Source organism: uncultured Aliivibrio sp. (assembly GCF_946479765.1).
In the GTDB taxonomy this organism is placed as follows: Bacteria; Pseudomonadota; Gammaproteobacteria; order Enterobacterales; family Vibrionaceae; genus Aliivibrio.
On record NZ_CAMLHO010000015.1, the window covers coordinates 64,294 to 80,486 of the forward strand.

General features: G+C 37.2%; 20 protein-coding genes and 1 pseudogene. 12 read left to right on the forward strand and 9 right to left on the reverse strand.

The window, feature by feature from the left end; translation table 11 throughout:
• Positions 1-2 precede the first annotated feature (2 nt).
• A complete protein-coding gene (locus tag Q1K78_RS07915; protein WP_300176469.1) occupies positions 3-842 on the reverse strand; it encodes a hypothetical protein in 840 nt (279 codons plus the stop codon).
• Positions 843-1,083: 241 nt separating this feature from the next.
• Between Q1K78_RS07915 and Q1K78_RS07920 the strand changes: the two are divergent.
• Positions 1,084-1,499 (forward strand): annotated as a pseudogene (locus tag Q1K78_RS07920) (Lrp/AsnC family transcriptional regulator).
• On the opposite strand, the gene Q1K78_RS07925 reads toward Q1K78_RS07920, so the two are convergent.
• Positions 1,496-2,179: a cation transporter gene (locus Q1K78_RS07925; RefSeq protein WP_300176472.1), complete on the reverse strand. Its 684-nt coding sequence runs from the start codon at positions 2,177-2,179 to the stop codon at positions 1,496-1,498. The pseudogene Q1K78_RS07920 and the gene Q1K78_RS07925 sit on opposite strands and share 4 nt — an antisense overlap.
• Positions 2,180-2,329: 150 nt before the next feature.
• On the opposite strand from Q1K78_RS07925, the gene Q1K78_RS07930 reads away from it, so the two are divergent.
• Both Q1K78_RS07930 and Q1K78_RS07935 read left to right on the forward strand, forming a co-directional pair.
• Entirely contained in the window at positions 2,330-3,214 is an 885-nt protein-coding gene (locus Q1K78_RS07930; protein WP_300176475.1) for a LysR family transcriptional regulator, read from the forward strand.
• A gap of 97 nt (positions 3,215-3,311) precedes the next feature.
• A complete protein-coding gene (locus tag Q1K78_RS07935) occupies positions 3,312-3,929 on the forward strand; it encodes a LysE family translocator (RefSeq protein WP_300176478.1) in 618 nt (205 codons plus the stop codon).
• Positions 3,930-3,989: 60 nt separating this feature from the next.
• Here the strand turns inward: Q1K78_RS07935 and Q1K78_RS07940 are convergent, their stop codons facing one another.
• From Q1K78_RS07940 to Q1K78_RS07950, 3 genes are all read right to left on the reverse strand, one after another.
• Complete coding sequence (locus tag Q1K78_RS07940) at positions 3,990-4,478, reverse strand: enoyl-CoA hydratase (RefSeq protein WP_300176481.1); 489 nt, start codon at positions 4,476-4,478, stop codon at positions 3,990-3,992.
• 1 nt (position 4,479) lies between these two features.
• On the reverse strand, positions 4,480-5,154 hold the full coding sequence (locus tag Q1K78_RS07945) for a hypothetical protein (protein ID WP_300176484.1): 675 nt from the start codon (positions 5,152-5,154) through the stop codon (positions 4,480-4,482).
• A gap of 66 nt (positions 5,155-5,220) precedes the next feature.
• Entirely contained in the window at positions 5,221-5,652 is a 432-nt protein-coding gene (locus Q1K78_RS07950; RefSeq protein ID WP_300176487.1) for a cytochrome c, read from the reverse strand.
• A 136-nt stretch (positions 5,653-5,788) separates the two neighbouring features.
• Between Q1K78_RS07950 and Q1K78_RS07955 the strand changes: the two genes are divergently transcribed.
• The 6 genes from Q1K78_RS07955 (at position 5,789) to Q1K78_RS07980 (ending at position 10,875) form a co-directional block, all read left to right on the forward strand.
• On the forward strand, positions 5,789-6,427 hold the full coding sequence (locus Q1K78_RS07955; RefSeq protein WP_300176490.1) for a cytochrome b/b6 domain-containing protein: 639 nt from the start codon (positions 5,789-5,791) through the stop codon (positions 6,425-6,427).
• Positions 6,428-6,431: 4 nt separating this feature from the next.
• A complete protein-coding gene (locus Q1K78_RS07960; RefSeq protein ID WP_300176493.1) occupies positions 6,432-6,860 on the forward strand; it encodes a MarR family transcriptional regulator in 429 nt (142 codons plus the stop codon).
• Between the two features lie 277 nt (positions 6,861-7,137).
• Positions 7,138-7,671 (forward strand): diaminobutyrate acetyltransferase, encoded by a 534-nt coding sequence (ectA, locus tag Q1K78_RS07965; protein WP_300176496.1) that lies wholly within the window; start codon positions 7,138-7,140, stop codon positions 7,669-7,671.
• A gap of 24 nt (positions 7,672-7,695) precedes the next feature.
• Positions 7,696-8,961 carry a diaminobutyrate--2-oxoglutarate transaminase gene (gene ectB, locus Q1K78_RS07970; RefSeq protein WP_300176499.1) on the forward strand — a complete coding sequence of 422 codons (1,266 nt, stop codon included), beginning with the start codon at positions 7,696-7,698 and terminating at the stop codon, positions 8,959-8,961.
• 14 nt (positions 8,962-8,975) lie between these two features.
• On the forward strand, positions 8,976-9,362 hold the full coding sequence (locus Q1K78_RS07975) for an ectoine synthase (protein ID WP_300176502.1): 387 nt from the start codon (positions 8,976-8,978) through the stop codon (positions 9,360-9,362).
• Between the two features lie 85 nt (positions 9,363-9,447).
• The gene (locus Q1K78_RS07980; protein WP_300176505.1) at positions 9,448-10,875 is read left to right on the forward strand and encodes an aspartate kinase; all 1,428 of its coding nucleotides are present in this window, start codon (positions 9,448-9,450) and stop codon (positions 10,873-10,875) included.
• 35 nt (positions 10,876-10,910) lie between these two features.
• Here Q1K78_RS07980 and Q1K78_RS07985 read toward each other — a convergent pair whose 3' ends face one another.
• Positions 10,911-11,798, reverse strand: coding sequence for a LysR family transcriptional regulator (locus tag Q1K78_RS07985; protein ID WP_300176508.1), 888 nt, complete (start codon positions 11,796-11,798; stop codon positions 10,911-10,913).
• Positions 11,799-11,937: 139 nt separating this feature from the next.
• Between Q1K78_RS07985 and Q1K78_RS07990 the strand changes: the two genes are divergently transcribed.
• Complete coding sequence (locus Q1K78_RS07990; protein ID WP_300176511.1) at positions 11,938-12,375, forward strand: PACE efflux transporter; 438 nt, start codon at positions 11,938-11,940, stop codon at positions 12,373-12,375.
• Between the two features lie 256 nt (positions 12,376-12,631).
• On the opposite strand, the gene Q1K78_RS07995 is transcribed toward Q1K78_RS07990, so the two are convergent.
• Positions 12,632-12,895 carry a hypothetical protein gene (locus tag Q1K78_RS07995; protein ID WP_300176514.1) on the reverse strand — a complete coding sequence of 88 codons (264 nt, stop codon included), beginning with the start codon at positions 12,893-12,895 and terminating at the stop codon, positions 12,632-12,634.
• Positions 12,896-13,292: 397 nt separating this feature from the next.
• Positions 13,293-14,066: a helix-turn-helix transcriptional regulator gene (locus Q1K78_RS08000; protein ID WP_300176517.1), complete on the reverse strand. Its 774-nt coding sequence runs from the start codon at positions 14,064-14,066 to the stop codon at positions 13,293-13,295.
• A 463-nt stretch (positions 14,067-14,529) separates the two neighbouring features.
• On the opposite strand from Q1K78_RS08000, the gene Q1K78_RS08005 reads away from it, so the two are divergent.
• Both Q1K78_RS08005 and Q1K78_RS08010 read left to right on the forward strand, forming a co-directional pair.
• Positions 14,530-14,772 (forward strand): hypothetical protein, encoded by a 243-nt coding sequence (locus Q1K78_RS08005; protein WP_300176520.1) that lies wholly within the window; start codon positions 14,530-14,532, stop codon positions 14,770-14,772.
• 245 nt (positions 14,773-15,017) lie between these two features.
• Positions 15,018-15,419 carry a hypothetical protein gene (locus tag Q1K78_RS08010; protein ID WP_300176523.1) on the forward strand — a complete coding sequence of 134 codons (402 nt, stop codon included), beginning with the start codon at positions 15,018-15,020 and terminating at the stop codon, positions 15,417-15,419.
• Positions 15,420-15,667: 248 nt separating this feature from the next.
• On the opposite strand, the gene Q1K78_RS08015 is transcribed toward Q1K78_RS08010, so the two are convergent.
• Positions 15,668-16,193: transposase (locus tag Q1K78_RS08015; RefSeq protein WP_300176526.1), on the reverse strand; the 526-nt coding region annotated here is incomplete at its 5' end.

The window sequence follows — 16,193 nt, forward strand, 5'->3', positions numbered from 1 at the left end:
AACTACTCTTCTAGTATGGCTTCAAAACGCTCAAGGCCTCGTAATGGATCAAAATCAGTTTCTTCCGCAACAAGATCGCGCATTGAAGAACTAGCATTAATTGAACGCAGTAAATCATCAATAGCCTGAACATCAGCACCCAATTGAGCATACGCACACGCACGTTGAAATAGTGCATGTGCGTTTTGATCATCCACTTCCAGAACTCTATTACACAAGTTTAAAGCCCAATGGAACTCTCGCATTTCCATTGCTGCATCGGCTTTATAAGTTAACGCTTCTAAATCACCAGGCCTAACCTTTAAAATTTCATCATAAATTTCCATTTTTTGCTCGGCTGTTTGAACGCTTTGAGCCCTCAACCACAAGTTATGGACTTCATTGATGATTTCAATTTCGCGGTTATTCTCTGTGATTATTCGTGTTTTACGTTTTAAATCTCGTTCTAAGGCACCAAACTTCTTTTCATAATCTTGGGCAATTTTAGAGAGCTGTTTATCTGCCATCTCTCTGGTGTTTTGCTTCATTTCCTTTAGAGATTGCCACCCAATCAAGGCAACTAAAGAAGCAACGGCGGCAATAACATAGAAGAAATAAGTCACAGTCACATTAGAATAATTTAACGATTTATCTGCTACAGATAATTCACGATCAGTAATTTGTATCGTCAACCGACGTTCTAAATCTTGTTGATCCGTTCTTAGAGCTTTAAGTTCATCAAGGATATAACGCTCCATTAATGGTCTATCAAGATATTCTTGCTCAGAGTAACGTTGCTCTTCAGCTTGCAGGGACAAAGAGGTAAAAATAGTGATGACGAGCAGAAACATGTAGCGATACATAGGAATAACCTTATTAATTGTGAATTCACAAGTGATAAATTAAAGATAACACATCCTTATGATTCACATTGCACTAACAAAGAGATCCGGCAAATAAATGAGGATATTCCATACTAATCATCTTATAAAAATAAGTACTCCTTGTATCTTAATGTGAGACTGAGTAAATTTTCTGTCTATATTTGCTTTAAATAAATTAAATACGCAAGGTTTGGTCTTTATGGATAGGTTTGACTAAAGAATATTGCAAGAGTTAAAATTGAATGGTCGATTGACCAATGTCGAGCTATCTGAACTTATTGGATTATCCCCTCCTCCAACTCTTAGACGAGTGCAAGAAATGAAACAATTCAAGGCTACCGAGCAATATTGAACCCAACCAAGTGTGGGATAGGGTTTGTCGCGTATGTGACGATTGGATTATCTAATCACAGTAAACAATCACAAAAATATGTTGAAACTCAGATAATAGAATCGAAAGAAGTGACTGAATGCCACAATATAACAGGCTCAAATGAATACTTACTACGGGTTGAGACTGAGAGTCTATCCTCTTATTATAAGCAATTTCATTCAAATGTGCTTGGAGAGATCTCTCAGGCCAACTCAATTGGAACCTTAGTGGTGATGGATACGCCTAAAGATGAGCGTACTTAAACGTGTAAATACTTTGCTAGAAATGTGTTTCGGCTTAACTGATGTAATTGTTTTGCCGAGCTCAATATCATCTTTACTGGAACAATAATAAAATAAATAGAAGCAAGCACCACCATGACAGGATCTGCAAGTTGTGCATAATGTGCGTATGACGTTAATAACAAGAGTTTTGCTATCATAAAGCCAACAAACACGGCTGCGCTTATCACGGTATCCATTAACCATTGTTTTGCTTCTGCATCGATAAGTGCCGAGTTAACTTCCTCACCTTGTGTTTTCATTAACCAATAGCTGGTGTAACAACCAATCATACTGAACACACCAAAAGCTAATGCGATCCCCGTATTTACCTCTCGCCCTCCTTCCATAATAGCTTGAACAGCAGAAATAAACGACAGCACACACATTAAGGTAATTGCGATCCCTTTGAGCAAAATAACTGAAGACTCAATTATCTTAACGTACTTAATATCCTTAGCTATTTCTTCTTTTCGAATATACATCACAGCCATAAGCGAAACTAAAGTTAAGCCTAAACTGACGAGCGAGTAGATACCATCAAAAATGATGACTAATGAATGGATCAGCGAACCTAATACTATGCCAATCATGGCAAACAATAATGCAGAAAATATAGAGACGATCAACAACCGCCTTTCTTTATGAATTGAATACGACATACTTTTATCCCTTAGACTTATTTTTCGTCTTTTTTATGTATATAAAGCATCATATAGCTAAAATTGGTGATAGGATAATCAGTCAGCGCCAACTTATTCGTCGCTTAATGCTATATCTACATTTATCATTTCTATTATTGAGTCAAAATAATGAAAACCAGTCAAATTGAAATGTTTCTATATACGGTTGAATTTGGGTCTATTGCGGAAGCCGCACGCAAACTTCAAAAAAGCAGAACAACAGTAAGTGCCGCATTAAATGCGTTAGAAGATGAACTAAATGTAACCTTGTTAACTCGAACGGGGAATCGCATTACACCCACAGAGATAGGAGAATCTCTTGTTCATGATTTTCAACGGATCTCCCTAATTGGCAATGACATTGAAAACAAATGCTTTCAATACAACAACGGCGTCGCTTCAACGATTCGAGTTGTGCGCGATGATGCCCTTCCCGAAAAAGTGTGGCGTCAAATTTTAGGAAAAATGAGTCGTAAATTCCCAAGTACAAGTATCTCTATTTATGTTGCTCCCTCTCCTGAATTAGAAGAAATGGTCGAACAAAATATTGTTGATGTCGCTTATGGCTTGTTACCGATCAATAATGAATTACTGCACGTTCAACAAAATGAATTAGGCCAAATAAGAATGATGTCTGTCGCCCATAAAGATCATCCACTCAATCAACTCAGAAAAGTAAATTTAACCGACCTTGAGAGTAATACCGAAATCATTGTAAATTACATTGATGAAGATGGATTAATGGTCGTAGAACCAAAATCAAGCAAGTACATCGCTCTGACGTTTTATGAACACTTGCGCGATGCGGTATTAGATAAAACAGGTTGGTCTTCTGTTCCGTCACTATTAATTAATGAACATTTACGAGACGGTACATTAAAAGTACTTAAACATAACCGAGCGATGAATTGGCAATCTTTTGCAGAAATGACTAAAGCCAATATGCCTCGTGGCGTGATAATTGACTGGTTATCAGAACAAGTTGAAGATTATTTACTCGAAGTGTCAGAATAACGGTTTATATATTACTCAATAAGAAGTAAATTAACCTCAAGCTCAATTGAGCTTTTCAGAAAACATACATCTTAAATACTTAGATACATGGATCATTATGAGCATTGAAACCTATCTTCTTTTTATTGCTGGTATGTTCGCCTTTTGCGCGATGCCCGGTGCTGATTTCTTTTTCGTTCTTTCAAGAGCTTTAAGTGGCGGTGCTAAAACGGGTATTTATGCTGCGTTTGGCGTTGCTACTGGTGTTCTATTTCACACCTTCTTAGCCGTTATTGGTTTAAGCGCTTTACTGTTATCTTCTGCTACTGCTTTTACTATTATTAAATACATTGGCGCAGCTTACTTATGTTACATCGGTTTTAAAATGTTTACTGCTAAAGGTGGGATTGCCGAATTAGAAACAGCGAAGAAAGCATCAAACATGAAAGTCTATCGCCAAGGAATTTTAACCAATGCGTTAAACCCTAAGGTTTGTCTAACATTTGTTGCTTTTATTCCTCAGTTTTTAACCCCTGAAACGTCATCACCATCAATGATTGGTATGCTAGGGATTACAACATCTTTCATCGCTTTATTATGGTTTATCTGTATTGCCACTTTTGCTGGGAAATTCAGAACGGTAATAGCAGAAAGTAAGGCTTTTTCTAATCTACTTAAATACGGTTTAAGCTCGTTATTAGTGGGCTTTGGAGCGAAGTTAGCACTTACCAACTAATTTCAAGCGTAAAAAATAAAAAGGTTGAAGATAGCGATATCTTCAACCTTTTTCCTATTTTTAATATCTATTTTTATCATCGTTACCTTTAGGGCTTAATCCACTTAAAACCACCATAATTAGCAAAGGTAATGCATTTGATATACCGATCAACATTTCTCTATGTGCGGTTTCTTGATAGATACTTGTTATCTGTCCAAGAGCAATATTTTGTGCAGAAAGTGCCGTTAACTCGGGCATCATGGGAACTAAAAATACAAGTGCATTTATGGTTAAAAACATCATGCAGGCATATTGGATTTTTAACCAGACAGGCTTAACTTTATACTGCTTAAATTCCATAAAAGTAGCTAGCAATTTTAAAATCAAACCTGGCACAATCAAAATATAAGCACTTTGTTCTTTATATACAGACATATAATAAAGTGCATGCATATCATCATGATTAAATACATTACCAATCACAATGTGAGATAAAATCCCTCCAACATACATAATAATACCAACCAGAAACATTAAATTAGTCATATTCTCTTTTGATACTTTCATCTTATAGACCTGCCATATTAATTTTATGACCTAAATACATAACGTCAACCTTTGCGTAGCCAAGAGAAACTACCTCAAATTGCTGACTTAGTTCACGTGCATGTACCTCATCTCTCGCCATAATGGAGACTGAATATGTTGGTCGTGTTGAGCCATCTTTTACTGTTTGGGTATCTATATAAGAAGACGTAACTAGACCCGATTTATTAAGCGCAATAACACGCTGCAAATCAATACCTATCACTCTGTCCATTTCTAATACATTAATATCTGTATCCCACTTAAACATTAATCCATAATTCTTATTGCTTGGAGTGTTATCTAACCACTTATCACCAAGCGGTTGAATATTAACAATTTTAACTAGTTTCTCTTTATAAAATGGAAGTTCCGATAATTTATCTTCAACACCTTCTTTACTGTCAGCTTCAATAACAAAACGTAAGATCCCTATAGATTTACCATCAATTTCACTTTCGACTAAGAACATATCTTTGATTTCTTTCTTCTTAATTAACTCACCAAATGCAGAACGCTGCTCACCCATCATATTCAACACTTTATCAGCGTCAGTCGTATTCCAATTTAATGCCACGCCATAATCAGCGGCTTGCGCTATCGCTGAAAAACCAAGTAATGAGGTAATCAATAAGGTTATTTTAATTAATTTTTTCATAATAGTTCTCTCTCTAATTTTATAATTTTTTATTTACGTCGTGGTTTAAAAGTAAGATTTTCATATTTAAAAACGTGAACGATAAGTACGATGACATGCATTACATGTATCTTTTGCTTGCTCTAACCCCGCTTCTGCTAATTCTTTATTTTGTTGTGTACTTGCTTGATATAGCTGAACAAATCCATCATCCATCTCATTGAGTAACCGAGTGAATTTTTCTGGTTTATCCCACACTGATTGTTTTGATTTGCTTCCTTCTTGACTCTCTTTTGGAAATAACACTTTAAGAAGTTGGCTATGACTTACTAATTCACCACTCATTAACTCCACTTCATTCCAATTAGGTTCATCTGCATCGAGCATGCTTTCTATTTGTTCTGACTTATTCTCAATATTTGAAAAAGCTTGCTGTCTTGCATCAATAAATTCAGGTGTCGATTGAGAAAATGCGATGTTTGGCAATAAAACACATAAGCTCAGCATTAATTTTTTCATTGTCTTTCCTATTGATTATTTTTCGTTCTTCTTTTTAAGTTACCGCCAATTTACACTACAACTGTTGCGTAGGCAACAGTTGTAGTGTAAATTATTTGGTAATTACTTAGTTCAACAAATTAGTAGGAACATAAAAATGAAAGTTTGGGATTTACCAACACGTCTATATCACTGGCTTCAAGCTGTGCTTTTTATCGGATTAGCTGCAACAGGATTCAATGGCGAAGGTCCACATATTTATTTAGGCTTAGCGCTTTTTACACTTATTATGTGGCGCATTGTATGGGGATTTATTGGCAGTGATACGAGTCGTTTTAAACAATTTATTGCTTCTCCAAAGCGAACTATTGCTTATTTATTAGGAAAAGAACCATCAAAAGCTGGTCATAATCCAGCAGGATCTTGGATGGTAATCTCAATGATAACCACTTTATTTATTCAATGTATATCAGGGTTAATTCTTGCGGGAATATTTGATCATATTCCTTATACAGAGAGCATACTTAATGATGATGTATTTGATGCGGTTATTATTATTCATGGTATTTGTGCTCGATTACTTCCTGCTCTCGTTGGTTTCCACCTATTCGCCATTTTATTTTACAAACTACACGCAAAACCTCTTGTTTGGGCAATGATCACTGGGGTTCAAAAAAAGGTATCTCACTACCAATTACACTCAAATATTGTATTTGCCTCTAATAAACGCGCTTTATTGGTGTTTGTTGCCGTGGGATTAGTTACCATTACAATAGTTGCAACATCACAGGTATAAGTAGATGAAAGAAGAATTTGATCGTCAAAGTAGTTTCGGTTGGATGGTAAATGTTATTGCCAATAAAGCATCAAAAGCTTTTGAAGCAGAGTTAAAACAACATGGATTAACCGTTGCATTATGGCCAACCATGATGTGTTTATGGGAAGAAGAAGGAGTAACACAACGTGATATTGCAGAAAAATCAAAGGTAGAAAACTCTACCACCACCCGAACCTTAGATAAATTAGAAAAATTGGGATTAGTAGAACGACAAGCCGATCCAAACAGTCGCCGTTCATTCCGCATTTATCTTACGGATGCAGGAAGAGAACTAAAAGAAACATTATTGCCAGTTCCCGTCAAAGTGAACAAAGACATGCTAGATTCTTTAGATCTTGATGAACAAAAAAAGATGATCCGTTTACTGCAAAAAATGGTTGCCTCGATATAACTCCTCTATCAAAAAACACCTAAAAATAGCCCAATATAAATGGGCTGTTTTTATAAATATCAACTCAATTAACTTCCAAAAAATAATAAGTGCCCTAATCTATCTTTCTCACAATAAAACATAGCACACTAATTAAAATAAAAGCATAAACCGCGATAAAGCTCACATTAACAGGCTACAAAAAGCGATTTATCGGCGTTTAACTTGCTTTATCACCCCTAAAAATGCCAATAATAAAAAGGAATTTAATTAGAGCACAAAGGATATGTATTTGCATATGACTATTGCAGCGCCCAGAATCTTGTGTTCAAACATGGATATTGAACCCAGTAAAAGATGGACATTTAGAGAACCTTCAAGGACAGACGGTGACGATGTTTACACATTGATCACCGAGTGCCCGCCTCTTGATATTAACTCTTCATACTGTAATTTTCTTCAATCTACACATTTCAGTAAGACCTGCGTTTTAGCAGAGAAAGACGGCAATCTTGCTGGTTTTATCTCTGGTTACCATAAGCCTGATGATCCAAAAACATTGTTCATTTGGCAAGTCGCAGTCTCTCCCCGCTATCGAGGTAAAGGTTTAGCTTACTCCATGCTAAATGAGCTTTTACAGCGCAAAAACCTCAAGCACACCGAATTCTTAGAAACGACGATAACTAAAGCCAATGACGCCTCTTGGTCACTATTTAAAAAGCTGGATGCCAAGCATGGTGACCAAGGTGAAGTTACGACGTTTCTAGACAAAGAAGCTCATTTCAAAGGCAAGCACGATACTGAATATTTGTATCGTATCGCTCTAAAATAAATAGGAATCATAAACGGACTCATCATGAATATTTTCAAGAAGCAAGAATCAAAAGTACGTTCATACTCAAACAGTTTTCCAGTTATCTTTCAAAAGGCAAAAGGATGTTGGCTAGAAACCGAAAACGGCGAACGTTACTTAGACTTCCTTGCTGGAGCCGGATCACTCAACTACGGTCACAACAACCCAGTCTTAAAGCAAGCTTTACTTGAATACATCGAAACAGATGGTATTACGCATGGCTTAGATATGCACTCAAGTGCAAAAGCCACTTTCTTGAATGCATTGACGAACTACATTCTAGAACCTAGAGATCTAGATTATAAAGTTCAGTTTACCGGTCCTACTGGTACCAATGCCGTTGAGGCCGCTTTAAAACTGGCACGTAAAGTTACCAACCGAACGAACATTGTTGCCTTTACTAACGGTTTTCACGGTTGTACTGCAGGAGCATTAGCAGCAACAGGTAACCAACATCATCGTCAAGGTGCAGGTGTCAGCTTAAACAACATCACTCGCATTCCTTTTGAAGGCTATGCGGATATTGATGGACTTAATCTGTTCGAAACCATGCTTTCAGATAACTCAAGTGGTTTAGATAAACCTGCTGCAGTGCTTTTAGAAACAGTACAAGGTGAAGGTGGATTAAACGTCGCATCAAATCAATGGCTACAGCGTTTAAGCAAGATTTGTAAAGCCAACGATATTCTTATGATTGTTGATGATATCCAAGCTGGCTGTGGTCGTACGGGTACTTTCTTTAGCTTTGAGCCATCAGGTATTAAGCCAGATATGGTTACGCTGTCTAAATCAATTGGTGGCTACGGTTTACCAATGGCGATTGTTTTACTTAAGCCTGAATTAGACCAATGGAAACCAGGCGAGCACAACGGTACTTTTCGTGGTAACAACCACGCTTTTATTACCGCAGCTAAAGCTCTGGAGATTTACTGGGCAAACTCAGATTTTGAAACACACATCAAACAGTGCTCTCAGAAAGTCAGTGAGGTAATTCAGCGCTCAGTAAAACGCTATCCTAAATTGTTTGTACAGCAAAAAGGTCGCGGCATGATGATTGGTATTGAATGTAAAGACGGCATTATCTCAAGTGATATTGCTAAAAATTGCTTTAAAAACGGTATGATCATTGAAACCGCAGGTCCTTCAGATGAAGTGGTAAAGTTCTTCTGTCCATTGACGATTACTGAAGCGGAATTAGAGCAAGGCTTAACTATCTTTGAAAATGCAATTGATAACATTGCAGAAAAACACTTCAAAAAAGCATCTTAATCAGGGACGAAACAATGATTGTTAGAACACTAGACGAATGTCGTGACAGCGAACGACGCGTAGCATCAGAAACATGGGAAAGCGTAAGAATGTTGTTGAAAGATGACAACATGGGCTTCTCGTTTCACATCACGACAATTTACGAAAATACTGAAACGCATATTCATTACAAGAACCACTTAGAATCAGTATATTGCATAAGTGGCGAAGGCGAAATTGAAGTCATTGGCGGTGAAACTTACCCAATAAAACCAGGAACTTTATACATTCTTGATAAGCATGACGAACACTACCTACGTGCTTATAAAAATAAAGAAATGGTCATGGCGTGTGTTTTCAATCCACCAATCACTGGTGCTGAAGTTCACGATGAAAATGGCGTCTACCCTATCCTAGATTAATCATATCCTTCTATTTATACCAACTTGACTCATTAACAAATGGTTCAAGTTGGTACTCTATTTTAAAGTCAAAAAGGACTTACCCATGACTTATACCGTAGAAAAAATCGGCGGTACATCTATGACGGCGTTTGATGCCGTTTTAGATAACATATTCCTTCGCCCAACCAATCCATATAACCGTGTTTTTGTTGTATCTGCCTACGGCGGAATTACCGACTCACTGCTTGAGTGCAAAAAAACAGGCAAACCGGGTGTCTATAAACTTATCGCTAAACGTGATGACAGTTGGGATGAAGCATTAGAATACGTAAAAAATCGTATGTTACTTACTAATGAACACCTTTTTATCGACCCATTAAATCGTTTAAGAGCGGATAAATTTATTTGCTCACGAATTGATGAAGCCAAAAATTGTATCTCAAACATTCTTGAAACCTGCCAGTACGGTCAATTTTCACTGCGTCGATATTTACCGCAAGTTCGTGAATTTCTGTCTTCTATTGGTGAAGCTCATAGCGCCTTTAATACGGCATTGAAGCTTAAAACGGTTGGTATTAACGCGAAGTTCGTCGATCTATCTGGTTGGGATAATCAAATACCTAGAACATTAGATGAAACTATTACTGATGTATTTAAAGATATTGATGTGACAACAGAACTGCCAATCGTTACGGGTTATGCTTACTGCAAAGAAGGCTTAATGGGCACTTATGATCGCGGTTATAGTGAAATGACCTTTAGTCGCATCGCGTCACTTACGAATGCTGATTTGGCGATAATTCATAAAGAGTATCATTTAAGCTCTGCCGATCCCCGTGTTGTGGGTACTGATAAAGTATTCCCGATTGGACGCACCAATTACGATGTTGCAGACCAATTAGCAAGCTTAGGGATGGAAGCCATTCACCCAAATGCCGCAGCAGGGCTTCGTGAAAGTAACATTGAAATCCAAATTAAAAATACCTTTGAGCCTGAGCACAAAGGCACGTTAATTTCATCAGATTATCAACCAGAAACTAATAAAGTTGAGATTATTGCAGGCAAAGAGAAAGTGTTTGCTTTGCATTTATTTGATCAGGCGATGGTGGGACAAGTTGATAACGTAGGTTATGAACTAATGGAAATTATCTCAGATGCCCAAGTTAGTTTAATTGGTAAAGAAATGAATGCCAATTCAATTACCTACTATCTTGGCGGAAGTACTGAGAACCTTAATAAGCTGCTATACAAAGCAGAAAAACGCTATCCAAAAGCCTCTATTACAGGACGTATGGTTGCGTTAATTTCGGTGATTGGTTCACAAATCGACACCAACAAAGCATTGGCAAAAGGTGTTTTATCATTGATGAATAATGACGTAACGCCTGTCGCTCTGCATGCTTCTATGCGTAACGTAAATGTGCAATTTGTGGTAAGCGATAAAGATTATCAAAAGGCTATCCGAGCGCTCCACCACGAGTTCTGTGAAGAAACAGAAACAACACAAGTAAAAACAAGTCAGGTTGCTTAAGATAAACATGGGATCGCTAACTCACATTTGATGAGTTAGCGATTTTTTTGACTCAACTTTTTCAGTGACGACAATAAATCTTCCAATACTGGGCCAGAACCATGACGACGTGACACCAAACACCCCATTGGTGTTAACCAACCATGAAACTCATGAGCAACTGGTAAGGCGACTAATTTCTTCTGCTCTATTAAACTCATCACCCCATCTTCAGGTACCAGAGCCCATCCTACACCGTGGCAAGCAAGTTCTATTAAGGTTTGATGAGTATTGGCATACCACAGCTTTGAGCTTATCCCATAACTGAACCACAGCTCTTTACGATCTGAACTACGATGTACCAATTGGCGATGCCCTTTTAGCGCAGTATCGCTCACCAGAGGCAAAGTGACTAAAGCATGATCAGGTGCAGCCACAGTCAAAAAGCGAGCTTGACCTAATGTGAAGAAATCCATATCCACTTTAAGCTTACCATCAGCATAGACAATACCTACCTGTGCCTTCCCTTCTCTAACCAACTCTTCAACATCAAAAGTGGAAGTAGTGATGATTTCTACATCAGTTACTGGGAATTTATCAGCCAATTCTACCAAAATTTGTAATACATCGTCATTCATTAAGCTCTCATCAATAGCGATAACCAACTCATGCTCATACTCTCTTTCTAACGATTCTACCTTTTGATCAAAATACTTCTGCTGGTGCAAAATAGATTGAGCAATCGGCAATAACGCTTTGCCTTTCTCTGTCAGTACTGGCGTATTTTTCTCGCGGTTAAACAGCTCTTGGTTAATTGATATTTCTAAATTGGCGATAGCTTGACTGACACCTGATTGAGCGCGCTTTAATTGACGAGCCGCTGCCGAGAACGATCCACACTCACACACGGTGACAAATATTTTTAATTGCTCAAAACTGTACATGGCATTGGCTTAGTAAATGGTTCAAACGCCTAAGCTATCACGATTCGTGATGGCTGTTAACTTTATCTCTTTTATTCGCTCTCTATAATCGCTGATTCATTATTTTTAAATGTATCAATAATCATTAAGAGTCATCGCTATGAAAACAACTGAACGTATTTTCCACGCTGTATTATTTGAAGTATTGGCTGTATCACTGTCTATCATTGGATTAGCTATTTTTACCAATCACGATGTTAGTTCTCTATCAGGAACGATGATAGTTGTTGCCACTATCGCTATGATGTGGAATTTTATTTATAACTGGATTTTCGACCAATTCTTCACTGGCGAGAAAACACAACGCACCCTTTCTTTTCGTATATTCCACGTTGTATTGTTTGAATTAGGATTACTGTTCGTTACTGTTCCTGTGATGGCTTACTTATTAAATGTGGGCATCTGGGAAGCCTTTGTCATGGATATAGGCGTAACTATCTTTATCACCATTTACGCATTCACTTTTAACTGGGTATACGACAATGTAAGAGCCGTGTTGGTGAAAAGAATGGCAAGAGATGAATCAGTCACTGCGTGATACATTGGATGTGATGTAGAGAGCTAGATAGTAAACAACCCGCTGATGGCGGGTTGTTTTTAGGATTAGCTGTATTCCTTTTTGAGTCAATGTAGAGCAGGGCTAACTCGTTTATGTCCCGAAGTTAGCTAGAGCAATATTGAACCTGATTTCAAGCCCCGCAATTTCACTTACTTTTTTTCATATCTAGAGCTCTAATTATATGACCAAATTTTCTAATACTGTATTGATGCAGTTGAAAGGATTTTTTTGAGGCTTACACTGCCTTAGCAACAACGCCAAACGTTGTGCTATTCACCTCTTCTACATCAAAACCATTAATAAAGTCAACCACTTCAAAACCATTCGCTTTCAACTCATTTTGAATACTTTGGTGAGTAAAGTATTGCAGCCAGTTATACATATCCCATGTTCGGTTATTCTCAACAATGGTGTAGTGATCAAGTGATATTTGCTCATCTTGATAACTAAAAGCATTATGGAAGACATAATGAAGTTCTTCAGACCAAAAATTTCCCATATAGTATGGGCCAAAAGCTGATTTCTCAGTAAACCCACCACTTTTGCGCCAAGGGTTGCATATTTTTCTGCGTACAGACCGGGGCCACAGCCAAGATCACACACAGATTTTCCATTAAGTTTAAACTTGCTATCAAGCCAGTTCACCACTCTCTCAATCGCAATTAAAGGACGAGATGCCATCGGGGTTTCTTGGCATAAATGTGCTTGAAGCATTTGATTAGCTAAGTACGGTTCTGTCCACAATTGCTTAGCTGTGTATTTTGAAAATGGTGAGGGTTTTTCATGGATATTAACGAGTTCTTTATACATGTATTGGTTCTCTAATAAGAGCAACTTAGGTTAAGCGCCATATTAAACAGTGAAGAAAGTGCTGTATTGAACAAATCGGACACTATTTAGAAAAGCAGTTCTGTCGTTAGAATTTTGCGAAGATGGATCGGTGTCTTACCCATATGATTTTTAATATCTCTTGTCATATTAGATTGGTCTGAGAAGCCACAATTTAGAGCAATATCTGAAATTGTATAATGGGGAGTGGTCAGTTGGATAATGACGTTTTTCACCCGAAGTATTGAAGAGTACTGCTTAGGTGACAGTCCAATCGCTTGAGTGAAATGTCGGTTAATTGTTCGCTCTGATACCGCCAGTTCGCAAGCTATGTCACTAATCGCCATGGTTCCATGACCATGAGCCATCAAGCTCAGAGCCTCTCCAATCATAGAAGAGTTGAATTGAGGTACAGCGGCAATGACATGCCGGTTTATCTCAGTAATTAAATGTTTGATGCTTCTTTTATCATCACAGATCTTCTCAACCCAAGGGACATAGCCCATCACATGGCTATCGTACTGAATCCGGCCTGTAATGAGTGGCAAGGGAACTTGTAGAATAGAGCCTGCAAGACCGGCTCTTAGTCGTAGCCCTATAAATCCTTGATAAGGTGCAATGTTTATTGAATGAGCTTTGGTAAATGCAGGGGATATTATAGGTCGAATATTCGTCAGGCATCCATTGGCTTTGATATAAAAAGTAAAAATAAGATCGGCACGACCATCTGGCACAATATAGTGCTGGCTTCCAAAGCTATTAAAGTATGTCCATACTGCCTCGACACTAGGGCTCTCAAGCGCATCTATTTCAATTTCGTTGAAGCCGAATTCTAGAGTCATAGAAAAAGTGAACCTAAGTAATTAGTCATGAATGTACTACATAAGCGTGAATGATAGCACTTTTTTTACCGTACTCACTGCCAATCAATGAGATCCATATTTATCGAAGAATTCGTTGCTGATTTAGTTAGATGTGAACGATGAAGACCTCTAGCTATTTACATTACCAGATATTATCCGGCGACCAATAGAAGAACTGAGTCTCCGATGTTTTTCAAGATAGTTGACACTCTTTGCCTAAATTGAAGTGACCTTTTTCTTAGCTGGTGATCACGTTTTAATTCAAATATCGTTAAAATGAGTCCCCCCTGTGTCATTACTTCATTGTCATGTGACATAAAGGCAGACTCTAATGTTATTGATATTGCAAATACAATGGAGATCGATTTTTAGTGAACTTTATTAATTATTCATAGTCATAACTTAAACTAAACTGTTTAGTTTAAGTTGCAGGATGTGATTTATGAAAAAAAAGATAAAAATACCAGTGTGCATAGTTTTTCTCGGACTTTCTTACCAAGTTGCAGCAGCAGATGGCGATTTTACGGGGAATATTAAATTTACTGAAAAAGGCTCTAATAGTATTCAACTTGAGCACTTTATTTTACCTAATACAGCTAAAAATTATAATTCAGAAGTTAAAATTGTAGAAAATATTAAGCAATTAACATTTATGGAAAAACTTGAATCCGCTCGTGATAAGTGATTGATATTATGTAAAATGATAGGACTTAAATTCCCGATAACTTATTTGTAGGTACTTATTAAGTTTTAATTTCAGTTTTTTCTTAAAATTGGAATAACTTTAATTGCGATGTAATTTTAAGGCAGTGACTTTATTTCCTTAGTTTACCTTGATTTTTTGGTTATTTTTACGGCGATTTTTCTAATGATATATTTTAAGTTAGATTTAACAATAATGTTTATGTTTAATATGTATAGGGAGAATAAATGGATTATTTAAAGCAATTTTTAGCAGGATTTTTATCAACACTTATCTTTCATCAAGGAATTATTGTTATTGGATATATTTTGGGGATATTTCCAAACTTCCCTTATAATATAGCTCCAACAGAACCATTTGGGATACCTAGTATTGTTTCAATTTCTTTATTTGGTGGAGGTTGGGGAATTATCATTTGGTACTTTGTTAAACCGTTTAAAGGTACCACTCTTTGGGTGTTAAGCTTTGTTCTAAGTGGATTGTTACTTACTATGTTTTTTTCTATCATCATAGCACCACTTAAGGGTATTGATATTAATATAGCAAGATTTCTTACTGGTTTTATTCTTAATGGGGCTTGGGGAATAGGCAATACTTTATTTGTTAGATTATTTAAAAGTAATGATTAAATACCAATCAGTTTAACTAAGTACCTACAAAGAAGTTATCGGAAATTTAAGCGCTTGCATTTTCCATAATATCAATCGCTTAAGTATGGCTTTGTTGCAATACTCAAAATAACCTGTCTTTTGATACAACTAGGCGACTCGATAGCTATTGGGCATACCAAGGTGAACAAACCGATTTAAAATACTACATCCAATTAACATTTCTTGTTGCTGATTGCTGAACTTTCTACTGTGTAACTTAGGACCAATTATTTTTTATAACGTTGGATTGCTGTTTCCGATATATTCCTTCGGCCATAATGTTTGAGTCTTTGCCACCGTCCTACACCCAAAGCAGAATAGGCAATAAGATTGCTCATCCTTTTAGGATGATGCACCTCATCTGCAAAGCTATTGTCTTTCGATGGAATAACAATATCTGCATTTGGAAAGTAAGTGTCTAACGTTTGAAATACGGCATCAGTGTCATACATTTTATCTGCCGTTATATGCTCTACTGAGTCTGTGATTTGAGCGCAAATCGCATCAACAACCTGGTCATCCATTACATCTTTGTGTGTTAATACTGCCCCTTGAATTAGGTGATTTCTGTTAACGCCTAAATGCGCTTTTCGCCAACTTCGTTTGGCGTTAACCTTATGTTTTTCTTGGTGCCACTCATCCTTACCGAATCGCTTTAGCCCTGTAGAATCAATGGCGATAGCGACAATATCATCATCCCTAGGTTCCAAGAATAACCGACACACTTTGGTATAGATTTGAGAGTCAGTTGCC